Origin of the sequence: Bacteroides intestinalis DSM 17393 (assembly GCF_000172175.1) — a bacterium.
Lineage (GTDB): Bacteria > Bacteroidota > Bacteroidia > Bacteroidales > Bacteroidaceae > Bacteroides > Bacteroides intestinalis.
The window spans coordinates 103,285-120,563 of sequence record NZ_ABJL02000002.1 but is presented as its reverse complement, the minus strand read 5'-3'; the positions used below and the strand labels follow the sequence as shown (position 1 = coordinate 120,563).

The window sequence follows — 17,279 nt, the reverse complement described above, 5'->3', positions numbered from 1 at the left end:
AGTATGAAATCGAAACTTATCTACTGGCTGACTTACGCAGGTATGTGGCTGCTGGCTTTGCTTCCTTTCCGGGCACTCTATATATTGTCTGACGGACTCTATCTCTTGATGCGCCATGTGGTGCATTACCGTCGCGGAGTGGTCCGTAAAAACCTAAAGAATTCTTTTCCGGAAAAGTCTCAGGCCGAACTTCGTGAAATTGAGCGTGAGTTTTATCACTACATCTGCGATTATATGCTGGAAGAAATCAAGATGATGCGTATGTCATTCGAAGACCTTTCCCGGCGTATGGAGTATGGTAACACAGAAGAATATCTTGCCATGCTCGAAAAACATGGAGGCATTGTTGTGCTCATTCCCCATTATGCCAACTTTGAGTGGTTGACAGCAATGGGAGCTTTCATGAAGCCGGAAGATGTGCCGCTACAGGTGTATAAACCCTTGCGAAATAAGTATGTGGACGAAATGTTTAAGCTTATCCGTGCCCGGCATGGTGGTTATAATGTGCCGAAGCACTCTACTGCCCGCGAAGTGATCCGGTTGCGCCGTGAAGGGAAGCATGTAGTGGTTGGTTTGATTACCGATCAATCGCCCAATCGTAACGAAGCTCACCACTGGACTACTTTCCTGAACCAGGAAACCGTATTTATGGATGGAGGTGAACGTATTGCCAGGATGATGAATTACCCTGTGTTTTATTGTGAATTGGAGAGACAGGGCAGAGGACATTGCAAAGCCTACTTCGATTTGTTGACCGAGACCCCTAAACAGACAGCTGAAGGGGAGATAACCGAACTTTTCGTACGCCGTCTGGAACAAACGATTCGTCGTGCTCCTGCCTATTGGTTCTGGTCTCATAAGCGTTGGAAACTGAAACGTGAAGAACTGGAGAAACAAAATGGATAAGATAGCAGTTGTAATATTAAACTGGAACGGGTGCGAAATGCTCCGCTCATTTCTTCCCTCCGTAGTACGCTTTTCCGAAGCAGACGGTGCTGTGGTGTATGTTGCTGATAATGGTTCAACGGATGCATCTGTTGAGATGCTTTGTCGGGAGTTTCCTACCGTCCGATTGATACTGTTGGAAGAAAACCAGGGTTTTGCCGATGGTTATAACATGGCTTTACAGGAAGTGGATGCTGAGTATGTGGTACTTCTCAATTCGGATGTGGAAGTGACGGAGCATTGGCTTCAGCCATTGGCTGATTATATGGGGGCACATCCTGAGGCAGCAGCTTGCCAGCCGAAGATACGGAGTTGGCGGCAGAAGGAGAAGTTTGAGTATGCAGGTGCGGCAGGCGGCTTTCTCGATCATTACGGCTATCCGTTCTGTCGTGGGCGGATTATGGGCGTGGTAGAGGAGGACAAAGGGCAATACGATACCATTATTCCTGTATTTTGGGCTACGGGTGCAGCCTTGTTTATCCGCCTGAAAGATTATCGTGAGGCCGGAGGGCTGGACGGACGATTCTTTGCCCACATGGAAGAGATTGACTTGTGCTGGAGGCTTCGTGCACGTGGCAGGCAGATTGTATGTGTGCCGCAAAGTGTGGTTTATCATGTAGGCGGTGCTACTTTAAAGAAAGAAAATCCCCGAAAAACTTACCTTAATTTTCGTAATAATCTTGTCATGCTTTACAAGAACCTGCCTTCGGAAGAATTGTCTTCGGTGATGCGTATCCGTGCTGTCCTCGACTATGTGGCTGCATTGAACTTTGCTCTTAAACTTCAGTTCCCCAATGCATTGGCTGTACTTCGTGCACGCCGTGAATATCGTTGGTTACGTCCTTCTTTCACTGCTGCACGCGAAGAAAACCTGAAAAAAACTTCCCTTTCCGTGATACCGGAATGGACAAAAAGCAGTATCTTGGCGCAGTATTATTTACGTGGAAAGAAATTTTTCTCGCAATTATAGCTTTTTCTTTTTACCGATTGTTTATTATTTAAACGGTATTGGCTTATGACAAAATTAGTTAGAAAGATTGGATTAGTGGCGCACGACGCCATGAAGAAAGACCTCATTGAGTGGGTCCTCTGGAACTCAGAATTGCTTATGGGGCACAAGTTTTACTGTACAGGTACTACAGGAACTCTTATCCTTGAGGCTCTTAAGGAAAAGCATCCCGATGTTGAGTGGGACTTTACCATTCTGAAATCCGGTCCTTTGGGCGGTGACCAGCAAATGGGTTCCCGCATTGTGGACGGTGAGATTGATTACCTTTTCTTCTTCACTGACCCGATGACGTTGCAGCCGCACGATACGGATGTAAAGGCATTGACTCGTCTGGCCGGTGTGGAGAATATCGTTTTCTGTTGTAACCGTAGTACGGCAGATCATATTATTTCAAGTCCGTTGTTTGTAGATCCTATGTACGAACGTACGGTTCCGGATTACACCGGCTATACCAAACGATTTGAAAATAAACCGGTGGTTGCCGAGGCGGTGGAGTCTGCCAAAAAGCGGAAGAAAAAGAGAGGATAAAGGAGAAAATAAGGACGACTTTTTGCTGTTATGCTGCATTTATAAGTCCCTTTCTTAGCCCTTCTCCAATGTAATAACCGGTGGTAGGTAATAATTATAATAGAAACTCTTCCACATTATCTCGCGTGATAACATTGAATGTAGCGTTCGGGTAACTGTTGGTAAATGTTTTTGGTACTTTGGCGATTCTCTTTGGATTCCATTTAAACTCATAAGCTGCCAGTTGCCCGTTGCCTTCTTCAATGAAGTCGATTTCTTGCATGGCAGTGGTGCGCCAGAACCATGTGTTATACCATAGATGGTGGTAATGTAAAAACTTTATTCGTTCCGATACTATAAAGTTTTCGAATAACGCTCCAATATCAGGGCGGGTTTCGGCTAATGCAAAGTTGGCGATAACCGCGTTGCGGATGCCGTTGTCATAGAAATATATTTTTCGGCTACTCTTTAGTTCATTTCGTAAATTACGGCTGAAAGATCCTAAGCGGAAGATGATATATGATTGTTCCAATAAAATGACATAACGTTCCACTGTCTTTGGATCTAAATCACACAGTTGCCCTAATTCATTATATGAAACTTCGGAACCTACTTGAAAAGCAAGAGCTTGTAATAGTTTTACTATTTTGTTGGCTTTCTTTATATGTTCCCAATCCAGGATATCCTTATATAAATAACTGTCGGAAAGTTGTTTCAGAATTTCAACCTCTGAGCCGGGATGGTTCACTACGTCCGGATAATAGCCATATACCAGTCGGTGGGGAAGTAGTCTTTTCTCATCCATAAGTCCATGATGATTTACCATCTCTTCAAAGGAGAGGGGATACATTTTATATTCCCATTTCCTTCCGGTCAGTGGCTCATTGATTTTGTTGGCAAGGTCGAAAGAAGAACTTCCGGTTGCTATCAGTTGAATGTCCGGCAGTTGGTCTGTGATGAGTTTAAGTCTTATCCCAATGTCTTCAATTCGTTGTGCTTCATCTATGATAACAGTTTTATTATTGCCGAAGATATACTTCAAACGCGTTGCCGAGATGTTTTCAAAAAGTGCACGAGTATCCTGTTCGTCTCCATTGAGCCACAATATACCTTCTTTTTCTTTGAACAGATGTTTCAATAAGGTAGTCTTACCTACTTGGCGTGCCCCCATGATGACAATGGCTTTATCTTGTCCCAGTTTATTTCGTATACTTTCTTCTAATACTCTTGTTATCATACTCTTATTGCTTTTTTCCTGAAAGCAAAGATAACAGATAATAAGTGTAAATCCAAAAATATCGTGTTTTTTGCGGATTTCATTCCGTAAAAAACATGATATTTTTGGAAATGTAATTATTGTATAACCCGAAGATGGTGTTTCTCAATTGCTCTTTGCAACTATAGGATTTAGAATATATATCCTACAGAAAGCTGATAGCCATAATCTCTTATACTACACTGATACTGTATTCGCTTAATGGCCTCATAGTATTGGAATGATAGTGTATAATGCCTGCCGATAACAGCTTTCAGTCCTGCAATTCCTCCATAAGTCCAGTGGCGAAGAGGATTGAGATTAATGCGGTATAATTCATAGGGCAAGTCAGAGATATAAAATGCATCGGTATATCCTTTCATCGGATTCCATTTCTCATGTATCTTCTTGCCGTCAGCCGGAGATTTGATGTCCAATGGGCAGTCACCGGCACTAAAGTTATATGAAGCATACATTCCGACTGAAGGAATCAAACTCAACGTCTTGCTAATTTTGAATTTGTATCCTACCTTTAGCGGGATAACGATATGGTTTAGTTTTATCTTAGCATCCGGGAAACGGGGAAGCATGCCATATTCCATTTCCATCCTGCTTTGGGTTTGCATGAACGAGACTCCCGACATCAACATCCAATGTTTTTTGAATTCATAATCCAGGGTTCCTCCAATTTGGAATCCAGTTCCCATGCCACCTATCTTTTGTACATAGTTATCACTGCTTTTAAAGTGTGTCAGGTTCATTCCTGCATCTACGCCGATTCTTATTTGTGCAAAGGCTTGTAGTGATAGGTATAGTGCCAATAGTAGAAATAATGTAATTCTTTTCATTTAATATTATAATATCAATTGTTTATAAATATGTCATCTTAGTCACTTTATGCTTTTGGGGCATTGTCATGCTAAGTGCAGTCGAAGCATTTTCTCTTTCTGAGCACGACAGGAAAACATCCTTTATTGGGGATGTTTGACACGATACCAAAGGCCTGTTCCCATCATACTGCAGTACGCATGCTCCGATATTATTGTAAAACGGGCTTCTAATCTATTGTTGCTGGTGAAACGCCCCTCAAAGGACCTGACGAAAGTTTCTGTTGCTTCGATAGAGGGAAAAGAAGGTTCATGTGGACTTAATATCTGTATTTTCCCATTGTCAAATAAATACTTGGATTTTCCTACCGGATGTTTCATTCTCTCTTCTGGATAGAGGATGTGGATACTGACACTGTCTTCGCTTTCAAATGTTATAGATGTTTCCGAGCCTTCGAAGGTCTCTCCGATAGGGGGAGTAGTCATGATGAATTCTTTTTCTTCGTCCTCATCATTATTGCAGGCCGTTAGTAATAATGCGGCTATTAATAGAAGGTAGTATGTTAGTTTCATAATTTAGTATTATAATATTAATTACCTATAAGTAGCAAACCGGATAATGCATCGTAATCCGGAAGCTACTTATAGGTAAATTCTTTTTTTACTTAGATGAATCGACGGGTAAGAGTGTGGCTACTACACTGCCACTGGAAACGTTATATAGTTTATAAGTTCCGTTGATTTCATCGCGGATGATAGGATCATTGTATTGAAAATATAATGTTCCTAATGGATCTGATTCTACTGTGGTCTGAATCGTTGCCTTATTTGATACAGTTTTGGTATGAGAAAAACCATACCCCAGTTTAGTTGATAAGCTGACTTTTCCTATGCTGCCGCTTCCTTCAATTGAGAAGTCTGCTTTATTGATAAACTCGCTCACAACACTTTTCTCTTGAGTGATTGTTTGGCCTTTATCCCACTCTTCTACAAACATGAAGATAGATAGAGATTTATTATATAGATCCCATGGTAATGTGAAAACCAGATCGTCTGCATTTTTATCGGATTTTTCCGGATAAATCCATTTTGATCTTAGATTCTTAGCATCCACCGTATAGAAATTTTTGGATTGTCTGAATGCTGTAGAGTTCTTGTGCTTTAAATGTATTTTTTCTAACGAGAATGCATCTCTTGGGTTAATAGTAAATGTAAGCTTAGCTTCCATTGCTTCTTTGCTGTCCTCACCTGATATATATGACTTAAAGTGGAACTCGAAGTTTCCATCTGTCCATATCTTCTGTATAATTTCTTCGTTAGTTAGATACCCTTTGTTTTTCTGTGTGTCTTGCAGTGTTGGGTCTTGTGTGGGATCATTAATGGCACTGTATGCATTGGCAGCAATTCTGAATCTATACAATTTCTCTCTGATATATCTATTTAAAGTTCCGGGCTTATTTTCTTTAGTTATTCCATAATAGATATAATCTCTTTGATAGGCGTTGGGAACATTTTTGAATTCGTTCCATGCATCTTTTACAGACGACATTATTTCGCTGCCATTGACATATGCCTCTAAATCTTCTGTAGGTTGCAGATTTATGTCTTCCTCATAGTGTCGTGTCTGAAGTTTTCTTTTACTACCGTCAAAGGCATCACTTAAAAATTCGTAAGTGGCCTCTCCCGATCTGGTCTTGACACTGGAAACTTTCATGCGTTCGTTGTTTTTCACTACGAGACAAGGGAAATCAGGAATGTCTCCCGTTGTCATTTTTCCGATATTTTCACCGTTTTCGTATAACGTATTGTCTTTATCGTCCCGGCATATTACGGATACTTCTTTATCATCCACATTCCATTTTTCTGCATTAAAATCCCAGAATAGAGATAAATCAGGAACCAATATATTCAGTAAAGGAAGAGATTGTTCAATTTGAACGAGTTCATTTTCGTCTTTACAGTAAGACAATAAAATATCTCTGAGACTTTGATTGTCATATACTATTTTGTTTTTTACCAACGGATAGAATATGTCATAATCATTGTCAAATTGTGCCACAGCTTCGGCTTTAAGAAACTTGCGTACGTCAAGGCTGTTGGATACAGCTTTAGACAATGCTTTGGCAAACTTTTTTTGTGCGGTCACTTGGTCTAAAGGAGCCTGATTAATTGTTTTTGATTGAGCCCTATCAGGTTGCGCTGGGAAATCATTGACTTGGTCTGTGCAAGCGCAAAATGCAGCAATGCAGAATAGACTTACGAAATACTTTTTCATAATCATAAATGTTTTAAATTAGTACTATGGTTAACTTAATAATCTTCTGATGTAATTTCTACTTCTATATCTAAATAGGGAGATGTAATTTCTACCAGATAGGGATAAGAATCAGAATTTGGAACGTAAACTGTTTTTCCTTCATAGATGGAGGAATTCAATTCAGAGACGACTATGTTTCCATCTTTATCAGTCACAGTGATATCTGCTTCCTCTAAGGGAAATTGAAAAGTAATAGCTAAGTTGTTGTCTGTTTCGTCAGCAGTTAGGCTAAAAAATAAGGGGCTGCGGGTGGTAGTTTTATAATTTGTACTAATAATTTTAGCATTTACTTTGTGTCGATGCTTTTTGTGGGGGATTGCATTTATGGGCATAATGAATAATACCGATAATAGAATAAATAATACTTTTGTTTTCATTTCTATATTTAATTAATGGTTTATGATTGCAAAGTTAGGGCAAAAAATTATCATGAATGCATTTTTGCAGTCATACTATAGAAATGTAATGTGTTGATAAGTAGGTGAATATCAAATTTAGTAGTCACACCTTACTTTCTTCTCTACTCATTCTCTCTTTCATTTTGTATTTTTTTTGATTGAGAGGGTGCGTATCGGTATAGCCAAAACAAATTGCAATGGCTAATGGGTTAAGTGAAGTTTTCTGTAGGCAAAGGAGCAATTGATCATCTTCCGTTAACTTGGGATATTCTTTGTGGAGGAAAGATATGTAACTTTGATATACTCCGAATACTGTCTTTTTCAGTTGTTCCTGCTCCGTAGTGGTTAAAGCTTTCATTTGTTTTTTATTCGAACTGGTTTGTTTGGATAGCGTAATCACTTTTTGGTAAATGCTGCTTTGGGCAAACAACCAATGGAGTAACTGTTGTTTCTCTTCTTTTAAGCGAGCTATGGCTTGTTCTCTTTCTTCTATTTGCTGTTCTTTGTTTTCATGTTCTTGCTTTAAAATGTTCTGTTCTTGCTTTAATAAGGTAATCATTAGCTGATTGTTTTCAATGGTAGTTTCTAAAGATGATAACTTATTCTGTGTTTGCTCTAATGATTGTTTGTATTGGAGTTGAATACGTTTCTTCCGGTTTATATAGTTTTGATAAGCAAGTATAATGAGAAAGCAAATTGAAACGAATCCTGCAATAGTGCGGTGTATGGTGCGCTTTCCTTTTAATTGTTCCTCTCTTACCCTCATTTTGGTATTGTATTCATAAATCAGTTGTTGTATTTCTGTTGACTGTTCCATGTAAAATAATGAGTCTATGATAGCGGAATGTTCTTCTAAATAGGTATTTGCTGTTTTGTAATCTCCGTTTTCTTTTTCAAGATTATATAAACTTTTTAGACATGAAGCTTTGCTTTCAATGGGTACATCCTCTAAGGCTTTGGTTAAATAGTAAAGAGCAGAGTCTTTATTTTTACCTGTTTTTAAAAGTAAATCTCCGAGATTGAAGTAGCAGTTTCCATGATTTTCCTTTTGAGGTAGTTCTTTGAGAGCCATTTTTTCATAATATAAGGCGGAATCAAGCTCGTTAAAATTATCAAATTTCAGGCTTAAATTGTGTTTAGACATTGCAATCTGTAGAGAATCTCCCGAAGCTATAGCATAATTTAATGCTTCGCGCTGGAACATTAAGGTAGAATCCTTTTCATCTATTAAGCAATAATATGTACTGATATTGTTCAATGCTATTGATTTTTCCAGATCTGTAGTGCAACATTCATACATCGTTTCGTATATTTCCATAGATTTGTCATAGTATCCGGCATCAAAATAGATATTTCCCAATGAACTGAGAAGTAAATTCTTTGTCTTAAGCTCTTTCGGGAAATCTTGTATGATGGTTAATCCCTTTTGGAAACAAGTTGTTGCTTCTTCTGCTTCTTCCATTTCAACAGCCAGTCTGCCTTTATAGAGCAATGCTATCGCTTTTTCTTTCTCGTCATCGTCATAATAATCTAATGCTACATTCAGCAGTGAGTCGCAAGGTAGCAAAGAGAGCTTGCACTTGTCCGTGGCACGTGCAAGTAATAACGCATAGCGTGCGCATTCTTTGTCGGAAAGTCCTTCTATTTCTTCCGGTGATAAGTCCAATGACTGGAGTGCACTGTCGGGATATTCTTCTATGAGTGTATCGGCATGTGAGAATAATGTTTCTGTTTCGCTTTTGTGTGAACAAGAAAATAGTAGTAAAACAGTAAATAATGCTGTTGTAATCTTTAAGTTTACCATTTGGTCGGTTATTTTGTTGGCAGCAAAGGTATAAATAATTATTTATAAAGCTGATGATAAGAGGGCTGTTTTTATAGTTCATTCAGAAAAGCTATGGTTCGATTCATACTAATTTACCATCGCAGTCTATGAAAGGCCAGCAAACTTTCCTGTGCTTTGTTTGTTCCTTCGGCAAGAATGAGTTACTTTTGTCTTATCGCTGCCGAAATAATATGAAAACGGGAACAATTATAGAAGAGAATGTAAAAAGAATACCTTATGGCGTATCCAACTTTGTAGAAGTGGTGGAACAGAATCAATATTATGTGGATAAAACCATGTATCTGCCTTTACTGGAGCAGCAGCCCAACAGTTTATTCTTCATCCGTCCCCGCCGTTTTGGAAAGAGCATTTTCTTAAGTATGTTGCGGGCTTATTATGACATCGCCCAAAAAGAAAAGTTCCGGAAGCGCTTCGAAGGTTTGTGGATAGGCGGTCAGCCTACGCCGTTGCAGGGGAAATACCAGATACTCTATCTCGACTTCTCGCGCGTGGGAGGTATAGGTGCATTAGACTGGAATTTTGATGATTATTGCAGCGGAGCCTTGAATAATTTTGCTCTTATTTATGAACCTTACTATTATCCGGGGTTCGAAAAAGATATGAAAGAGCAATTCGGTTCTGCCAATAAACTGAACTTCCTGGATTGGCAGGCACACAATACCGGTGCTGCCCTTTACCTTATCATTGATGAATATGATAATTTTACCAACGTAGTCCTTAATGAACAAGGCAATGAGGTGTATCATGCCTTGACCCATGTCAGCGGCTTCTATCGAGAAGTATTCAAGAAGTTTAAAGGTATGTTCGAGCGCATCTTCATGACCGGCGTCAGCCCCGTCATCTTGGACGACCTGACCAGCGGATTCAACATCGGATGGAACATCAGTACCGACTTCCAATTCAACATGATGCTGGGATTCAGCGAAAAGGATGTGCGCGAAATGCTGCAATACTATAAGGATGTCGGGCAGCACAATGGCGACGTTGAAGCCATGATAGCGGAGATGAAGCCATGGTATGATAATTATTGTTTCGCCGAAGCAAGCTTAGACCGCGATCCGAAGATGTTCAACTGTGACATGGTGTTTTATTATCTGAGACATTACATTACTTTAGGAAAATCTCCCAAAGAAATGATAGATCCCAACACCCGTACGGATTACAACAAGATGAAGAAACTTATTCAACTGGATCGATTGGATGGTAATCGTAAAGGAGTGCTGCGCAAAATCACTGAGGAAGGTCAGATAGTCACCGCCCTGACCACTACTTTTCCTGCTACAGAGATTGCCAACCCGGAGATATTTCCCAGTCTGCTCTTCTATTACGGAATGCTCACCATCACCGCCACACGCGGACAGCGTATGGTACTTAGCATCCCTAACAACAATGTGCGTAAGCAGTATTATGAATTCATGCTGGAAGAGTATCAGGAGAGACGGTATATTGATCTCAACAGTATACTGGACTTATTCTACGATATGGCTTACGATGGTCATTGGCGTGAATCACTGGAATTCATTGCTCACGCCTACAAGGAGAACTCTTCCGTTCGCAGTGCCATCGAAGGCGAGCGAAATATCCAAGGCTTTTTCACGGCTTATCTGAGTGTGAACGCCTACTACCTGCTTGCTCCCGAACTGGAACTGAACCATGGTTTCTGTGATCTTTTCCTAATGCCCGACCTGTTGCGTTATGAAGTGGCACACAGTTACATCATAGAACTAAAATACCTCTCCTCCAAAGATTCGGAATCGAAAACCGAAACGCAATGGCAGGAAGCAGTGGGGCAGGTAAGGATGTATGCTGCTGCCCCCAAGGTGAAGCAGTTGATACAGAATACGCAGTTACATTGCATTGTGGTACAGTTTCGAGGCTGCGAACTGGAACGAATGGAGGAGGTTTCTTTTTAAACTCTTTCACATTGTACTTCCACTCCTGCCGCATCCAAATCGGCTTCCATGGGCGGATTGCGTTTAGCGAGTTTCAGTTCAATAGCTTTAACAGTGGGGAAAGTGCGGAACAGGCGCTTTACAATACGTCCGCAAACATGTTCCAGCAATTTAGAAGGTATCTCCATCTCAGCTTTCACATTTTCGTATACATCGGCATAGCTGACGGTATGTGTCACATCGTCAGTCTCGGCGGCACGTGCAATATCGACTTTCAATTTCAGGTTAATGACAAATTCATTACCTACTTCCCGCTCTTGCTGACCTACACCGTGGTAGGCAAAGAAACGGACGTTATCAAGGAATATATAACTGTTCATATCAATGGAATATTAGGTTAATGACAAAAATAAGAATAACTGCCCAGTAAACAAAGAAAACAGGTATATTTGTATCCTGCCTACGCTGAATCCGAAAACGATTGAGGCTATGGCGGGGAAATGTGAGTATTACCGTTCCAACAAGAAAGTGAACTATGCCAGAGGTTTTGTGTGTACTACGGAAGCTCTGGCAGTCAGTGTATCCTGTCATCCTGCGAACAGGTAATCACATCTTACGAACAAACAGCCGTGCCCTCGGCAGGTGAATGTATTTCACCTTACGAGGGCACGGCTGTTTCCTTTCATTGTTATCTTGTTTACCTCAAATGGTAACTCCATTTACATGCCGAGGTAAAAGCATTTACAATAGGAGGTAAAGAGCGTTACAATAAGCGGTAAAGGTCGTTACATCCAGCGGTAAATGCTTTTACATCATGGCGAAAATGAAATGTAAATGCAATGCGCTGATAATTAAAGCACTAATGTGTTACCTGAATATTATCCTTTTCGTCCGGTCTGTTCTATCAGTCCTTTGATCTTCTCGTTCAGGCTATCCGCTTTCATCAGTTGTTCCAGCGTCAGGTGCATACGGTAGCGCCAGTAATGTCTGGGGTTGGCAGGCACGTTGATGCGCTCTTCCTGTACATTGGGGTTGCGCCATTTTCCGTCCATAGCCATCCAGTCCTGCAAGGAGAGGATGCACAGGATAGAGTTGCTGTAAAGATGGTTGCGTACCACTTGTTCGCAAAGTTCCGGAGTGGCAACGGCAGGTGCGGCACCGTAATGCCCCAGCATGGCGTTGTAGTACCGTTGCGTTTGTTGGAAATCTTCTTCCCACCAGCCGCGTAGCGTAGACATATCATGTGTAGAGATGGTGCAAACCGAGCGGTACGGATACCAGTCCGGATGTCCGAATTCCTGTGAAGGATCTTTCGGCATGCGTTGTATCTCCAGACTTAGGATGCGCAGATCGTTCATTACCCAAGCTACACAGTCGGGAATCATGCCGAGGTCTTCACCGCATACCAGCATACGGGTGGATTGCGTCAGTTGCGGCAACTTCTTCATGGCTTGTTCGCGCCAGAACTCGTTGTGGCGGTGATAGTAATACTGATCGTACAAACGATTGAACGCCGCCTTTTCCCAATCATTCAGGGCACGGTAGATGTAATCGTGTTGTACACCGATGCGTGGATGGAATTTGTGCGGGTCTTCACGGTCGGGCACAAACAATACGTCACTGATTAATGCGTATAGTCCGTCGCGTATCCAGATGCTGTCTTCGTCCGTCTTTCCGGCAAAGTATGCCTCTACTTTGCGTTGGGTGTCGAACTCAGGGCGCATACGGTATATTTCCCACGTTTCCGTAGGCTCTATGAAGGTCTGCTTTACGTAATCAGTATGCGGGCCGAACATTTGTCCGAGGAAGTATTCATGGATATAGGGTTTCGTAAAGAAATCTTCGCGGAATGCTATTCCGTAACCTTCTATTTCTTCGCGCGTCATTGGCAGGGCGGGGACAAACTGACCCAGCAGTCCGTGTACGGCATGCATCGGGATTTCCCAGATGCGGAAGAAGCCGAGGATGTGGTCGATACGGTAGGCATCGAAGTATTCTGACATTTTGCGGAAACGTTTCATCCACCAAGAATAACCGTCCTGCTCCATTACGTCCCAGTTGTAGGTGGGAAGGCCCCAATTCTGACCGTTTACGGAGAAATCATCGGGTGGTGCACCCGCTTGGCCGTTCAGGTTGAAATAATAAGGCTCTGTCCATGCTTCTACACTGTTGCGGCTGATACCGATGGGAATATCACCTTTCAACACTACACCGTTGGCGCGTGCATGTTCCGTCGCTGCCAACAGTTGCAGGTGCAAGTGGAACTGGATGAAGAAGTAGATGGCAATGTGTGGATAGTCGGCGGACTTAGGTTGACACAGCTTCTCAATTTCTTCGGCCTTATATTCGGAGAATTTCGGCCATTCGCGGAAGTTGGGCGTCTTGTAGGCATCGCGTAGATAGCTGAACACGGCGTATGGTTGTAACCATTCTTTGTTGCTTTCAAAGAATTGGCGGAAAGCTTTGGATGCCAATACTTTCTCGCCTTCCTGTTTGTATATCAGGCGGAAGTATTCCCATTTTGTCTGGTTTACTGCTTCATAATCTACAGTGGACAGGGCGTTCAGCTCTTTTTGACGCTTTTTGAATTCGGCCATTTTCTCTTTGTCTTTCAGCGTTCCCATCTGTTTCAGATCCGCATACATGGGATGGAAAGCATAAATGGAAATACTGCTGTATGGATAAGAATCCGTCCATGTATGCGTCATGGTAGTATCGTTGATAGGCAATATTTGTACGGCTTTCTGATGGGTAAGTACTGCCCAGTCTATCATCTGCCTGAGATCGCCGAAGTCGCCTACGCCGAAGCTCTTTTCGGAGCGCAGCGAGAAGATGGGCACGGCTACTCCGGCACCTTTCCAGTCGGGCAGGGCGAAGTAAACGTAACGGTCACCAATTACCAGTGTTTCGTTAGCGCCTATCTGCGGATCGGCCATGTAGCGGTTGGGGTTGTTCTCCCATGCCACGGCACGATGCTCTTTCTTATTATAAAGGATGAATTTGTACTCCAGCGGGAAACTGATTTTCGAGGCGTCTACTTCGACTTGCCATTCAGGGAAGTTGGAGTCGCTCATCAGAACGGCTTTATCCGCGTCCCAATCTCCCAGAACTTTCTGGTTGCCGCAAATGCCCAGGCAGTGGTCATTGTCGATGCACGGAGCATACGCTTTGATCACTAATCCTTTCTTGTGGCTTTTGGGGGCGGCACTACGTTCGGGATGTGCAAGCAGGGACTCCGTGAAAGCAGATGTGTAGAAGTATTGCTGTTCGGGCAGATTCTTCCAGCAGTCTTGCAGGCGGTAGACCTTCTTCTTGTCAGCCGATACATAGAGCGTGCGGGGAAGGCTGTTCCACTCCGTACGTGTATCTTTGCCGTCGCGATAAATGTGATAACTGTATTGTACGATGCCGTTTTCAGGCGCTTGAATGTCCGCATCTAAAGTCCAGTGAATGCCATCCACTGTTTGTAAGGGTACGGCTTTACCGGGTTGATTGTTACCCAGTTCAGGAATAGATCCTAAGACTCTGACCTCTTCACCCCAACTTGTGCGGTACTCGATATGAAAAGATAGTATCATATAATATTAGATTTAGTAATAGCTGCATTGACTATGCAAGTATAGACATTATTCCGCATAATCAAGCAGCTACCGCTATCTAAGTTTTTTAAATTCCTATGCAAACGTTTGTGCTTGCATTTCACAGGTCTGTTTTTATCCGCAACGTGAAGCTCCGCAAGTGGTACAAATGAGGCAACCTTCCTGATATACAAGTGTTTCGTTGCCGCAGTTCGGACATTTCTTTCCTTTGGCTTCTGTGCCGTCCGTTATGTATTTCTTCAATGCGCGCTCCACACCGTTCTTCCAGGTATTGATGCTTTCGCTGTCCAGTTGCAAAGAGCCGACCAGCTTGATAACCTGTTCGATAGGCATGCGATAACGCAATACTCCGGAGATCAGTTTGGCGTAGTTCCAGTATTCCTTGTTGAACTTTTCGGACAGACCTTCGATGGTGACTTTATATCCGCGTTTGTTCTGGAACTGGAAGTCGTAACGCTTGCTACCGTCCTTGTCCACCTTCTTAATAATGTGTCCGGAAGTAACGTTCTTCGGCAGAATGATACCTTCGTCATCGTCCTGAAGACCGGTGAAGATTTCGTAAGGATGTCCGTCCAGCAAACCGACGAATGCCACCCACTTTTCTTTATTATTCTGGAAACGTACGATGTCGGCATCCAGAACTGACGGGCGGGTTTCTACTACCGTAGGCGGTTTGCAAGGAGGCATTTCTTCTTTCTTATCGCTCTTGGCAGAAATGAGTACGCCCGAACGTGAGCCGTCACGATAAACCGTACAACCTTTACAACCGGATTTCCATGCCTCTACATACAGGCGGTTTACCAGGTCTTCATCCACATCGTTCGGCAGATTGATGGTCACACTGATGGAGTGGTCTACCCATTTCTGGATACGTCCCTGCATCTTGACTTTCATCAGCCAGTCTACATCGTTTGAGGTTGCTTTATAATAAGGTGATTGCTCAACCAATACATCAATCTCTTCTTGTGTGTAACGTTTAGAAGGATTGTGTCCTTGTGCTTCCATCCATGTAACAAATTTGGGATGGAAGACGATATATTCTTCAAAAGCATCTCCTGTTTCATCCACGAAGTCTACGTGTACATTGGTATCGTTCGGATTTACTTTACGGCGACGCTTGTATACGGGCAAGAATACAGGCTCGATACCTGAGGTAGTTTGAGTCATCAGACTGGTGGTTCCCGTCGGTGCAATGGTAAGGCAGGCAATATTGCGGCGACCGTATTTCTTCATATCCTCATACAACTGGGGATCTGCTTCGCGCAAACGATTGATGAACGGATTATTCTTTTCACGTTCGGTATCGTAAATTTCGAATGCACCACGTTCTTTTGCCATTTCTACTGATGAACGGTAAGCACTCAGGGCGACCGTCTTATGTACTTTTTCTGAGAATTCGGTAGCTTCTTCCGTACCGTAACGCAATCCCAGTGCAGCAAGCATATCACCTTCGGCAGTGATACCTACACCGGTGCGGCGTCCTTGTCCGCTCTTCTTATAAATCTTGTCCCACAATACACGTTCCGTATGTCTCACATCTTCGCTTTCGGGGTCAGCGTCAATCTTTTCTATGATGCGTTCTATCTTCTCCAATTCCAGATCGATGATATCATCCATAATGCGTTGAGCCAACGCTACATGTTTCTGGAACAATTCAAAGTTAAAGTATGCATCCGGTTTGAAAGGATTTACCACATAGGAATAAAGATTGATAGCCAGCAAACGGCAGGAATCATACGGGCACAAAGGGATTTCACCGCATGGATTGGTGGAAACGGTGCGGTATCCCAAGTCTGCATAGCAATCGGGTACGGATTCTTTTAATATGGTATCCCAGAACAATACACCCGGTTCTGCCGATTTCCATGCATTGTGAACGATCTTCTTCCACAAATTGGTTGCATTGATTTCCTTTTGCACTGTTGGTTCAGCGGCATTGACTGGATATTGTTGAATATATGGAGTACCTGTGATAGCAGCGGTCATAAATGCATCGTCCAGTTTCACAGATACATTGGCACCTGTAACTTTACCTTCCGTCATTTTAGCATCGATGAATGCTTCTGAATCGGGATGTTTGATAGATACACTCAGCATCAGTGCGCCACGCCGTCCGTCCTGAGCGACTTCACGCGTAGAATTGGAGTAACGCTCCATGAATGGCACCAAGCCGGTAGAGGTTAAAGCCGAATTTTTCACCGGAGAACCTTTCGGACGGATGTGCGACAAATCGTGTCCTACACCACCACGGCGTTTCATGAGCTGTACTTGTTCTTCGTCTATTTTGAAGATGGCACCATAAGAATCCGCCTCTCCATCTACTCCGATCACGAAGCAGTTAGATAAAGAAGCTACTTGATAATTGTTACCGATTCCGGTCATCGGACTTCCTTGTGGAACGATGTACCTGAAGTGGTCGAGCAGGTCGAACAGTTCCTCTGCACTTAATGGATTAGAGTATTTCGCCTCGATACGGGCTACTTCATTGGCTATTCTCCAATGCATGTCTTTCGGAGATTTTTCGTAAATATTTCCGAAAGAATCTTTTACTGCGTACTTGTTTACCCAAACACGTGCAGCTAACTCGTCGCCTTGAAAATATCGTAAAGATTCTTCATAGGCTTCCTCGTAAGAATAAGTTTGTTTTTCCACGATGCTTTTTTCCTTAGATTTATTTTTTTAAT

The 17,279-nt window shown here is 42.5% G+C and carries 14 protein-coding genes; 5 read left to right on the top strand and 9 right to left on the bottom strand.

Going from position 1 to position 17,279, the window contains the following annotated elements; genetic code table 11:
• Positions 1-3 precede the first annotated feature (3 nt).
• The 3 genes from BACINT_RS01400 to BACINT_RS01390 are packed head-to-tail and all read left to right on the top strand — an operon-like array spanning position 4 to position 2,482.
• Positions 4-906, top strand: a complete 903-nt coding sequence (locus BACINT_RS01400) for a lysophospholipid acyltransferase family protein (RefSeq protein WP_007660024.1) — start codon at positions 4-6, stop codon at positions 904-906.
• Entirely contained in the window at positions 899-1,915 is a 1,017-nt protein-coding gene (locus tag BACINT_RS01395; RefSeq protein ID WP_007660022.1) for a glycosyltransferase family 2 protein, read from the top strand. Before BACINT_RS01400 ends, BACINT_RS01395 begins: the two co-directional genes overlap by 8 nt.
• A gap of 45 nt (positions 1,916-1,960) precedes the next feature.
• A complete protein-coding gene (locus BACINT_RS01390; RefSeq protein WP_007660014.1) occupies positions 1,961-2,482 on the top strand; it encodes a methylglyoxal synthase in 522 nt (173 codons plus the stop codon).
• Positions 2,483-2,576: 94 nt separating this feature from the next.
• Here the strand turns inward: BACINT_RS01390 and BACINT_RS01385 are convergent, their stop codons facing one another.
• From BACINT_RS01385 to BACINT_RS01360, 6 genes are all read right to left on the bottom strand, one after another.
• Positions 2,577-3,698, bottom strand: a complete 1,122-nt coding sequence (locus BACINT_RS01385) for an ATP-binding protein (RefSeq protein WP_007660013.1) — start codon at positions 3,696-3,698, stop codon at positions 2,577-2,579.
• A 170-nt stretch (positions 3,699-3,868) separates the two neighbouring features.
• Complete coding sequence (locus BACINT_RS01380) at positions 3,869-4,564, bottom strand: porin family protein (protein ID WP_007660012.1); 696 nt, start codon at positions 4,562-4,564, stop codon at positions 3,869-3,871.
• Positions 4,565-4,687: 123 nt separating this feature from the next.
• On the bottom strand, positions 4,688-5,116 hold the full coding sequence (locus tag BACINT_RS01375; RefSeq protein WP_007660011.1) for a hypothetical protein: 429 nt from the start codon (positions 5,114-5,116) through the stop codon (positions 4,688-4,690).
• Positions 5,117-5,204: 88 nt separating this feature from the next.
• Positions 5,205-6,818 (bottom strand): hypothetical protein, encoded by a 1,614-nt coding sequence (locus tag BACINT_RS01370; RefSeq protein WP_021968048.1) that lies wholly within the window; start codon positions 6,816-6,818, stop codon positions 5,205-5,207.
• Positions 6,819-6,853: 35 nt separating this feature from the next.
• Positions 6,854-7,237, bottom strand: coding sequence for a hypothetical protein (locus tag BACINT_RS01365; RefSeq protein WP_007660009.1), 384 nt, complete (start codon positions 7,235-7,237; stop codon positions 6,854-6,856).
• Between the two features lie 124 nt (positions 7,238-7,361).
• Complete coding sequence (locus BACINT_RS01360; protein WP_007660007.1) at positions 7,362-9,062, bottom strand: cell division protein ZapB; 1,701 nt, start codon at positions 9,060-9,062, stop codon at positions 7,362-7,364.
• A gap of 212 nt (positions 9,063-9,274) precedes the next feature.
• Between BACINT_RS01360 and BACINT_RS01355 the strand changes: the two genes are divergently transcribed.
• Positions 9,275-11,017 carry an ATP-binding protein gene (locus tag BACINT_RS01355; protein WP_007660005.1) on the top strand — a complete coding sequence of 581 codons (1,743 nt, stop codon included), beginning with the start codon at positions 9,275-9,277 and terminating at the stop codon, positions 11,015-11,017.
• Here the strand turns inward: BACINT_RS01355 and folB are convergent.
• Positions 11,014-11,376: a dihydroneopterin aldolase gene (folB, locus tag BACINT_RS01350; protein ID WP_007660003.1), complete on the bottom strand. Its 363-nt coding sequence runs from the start codon at positions 11,374-11,376 to the stop codon at positions 11,014-11,016. The two genes, BACINT_RS01355 and folB, sit on opposite strands and share 4 nt — an antisense overlap.
• Before the next feature lie 67 nt (positions 11,377-11,443).
• Between folB and BACINT_RS24435 the strand changes: the two genes are divergently transcribed.
• Positions 11,444-11,602, top strand: coding sequence for a DUF6078 family protein (locus BACINT_RS24435; RefSeq protein ID WP_374730565.1), 159 nt, complete (start codon positions 11,444-11,446; stop codon positions 11,600-11,602).
• A gap of 272 nt (positions 11,603-11,874) precedes the next feature.
• On the opposite strand, the gene BACINT_RS01345 is transcribed toward BACINT_RS24435, so the two are convergent.
• Together BACINT_RS01345 and BACINT_RS01340 are read right to left on the bottom strand one after the other, a co-directional pair.
• On the bottom strand, positions 11,875-14,574 hold the full coding sequence (locus BACINT_RS01345; protein WP_007660001.1) for a 4-alpha-glucanotransferase: 2,700 nt from the start codon (positions 14,572-14,574) through the stop codon (positions 11,875-11,877).
• A gap of 135 nt (positions 14,575-14,709) precedes the next feature.
• The gene (locus tag BACINT_RS01340; protein WP_007659999.1) at positions 14,710-17,247 is read right to left on the bottom strand and encodes an adenosylcobalamin-dependent ribonucleoside-diphosphate reductase; all 2,538 of its coding nucleotides are present in this window, start codon (positions 17,245-17,247) and stop codon (positions 14,710-14,712) included.
• Positions 17,248-17,279: the final 32 nt, after the last annotated feature.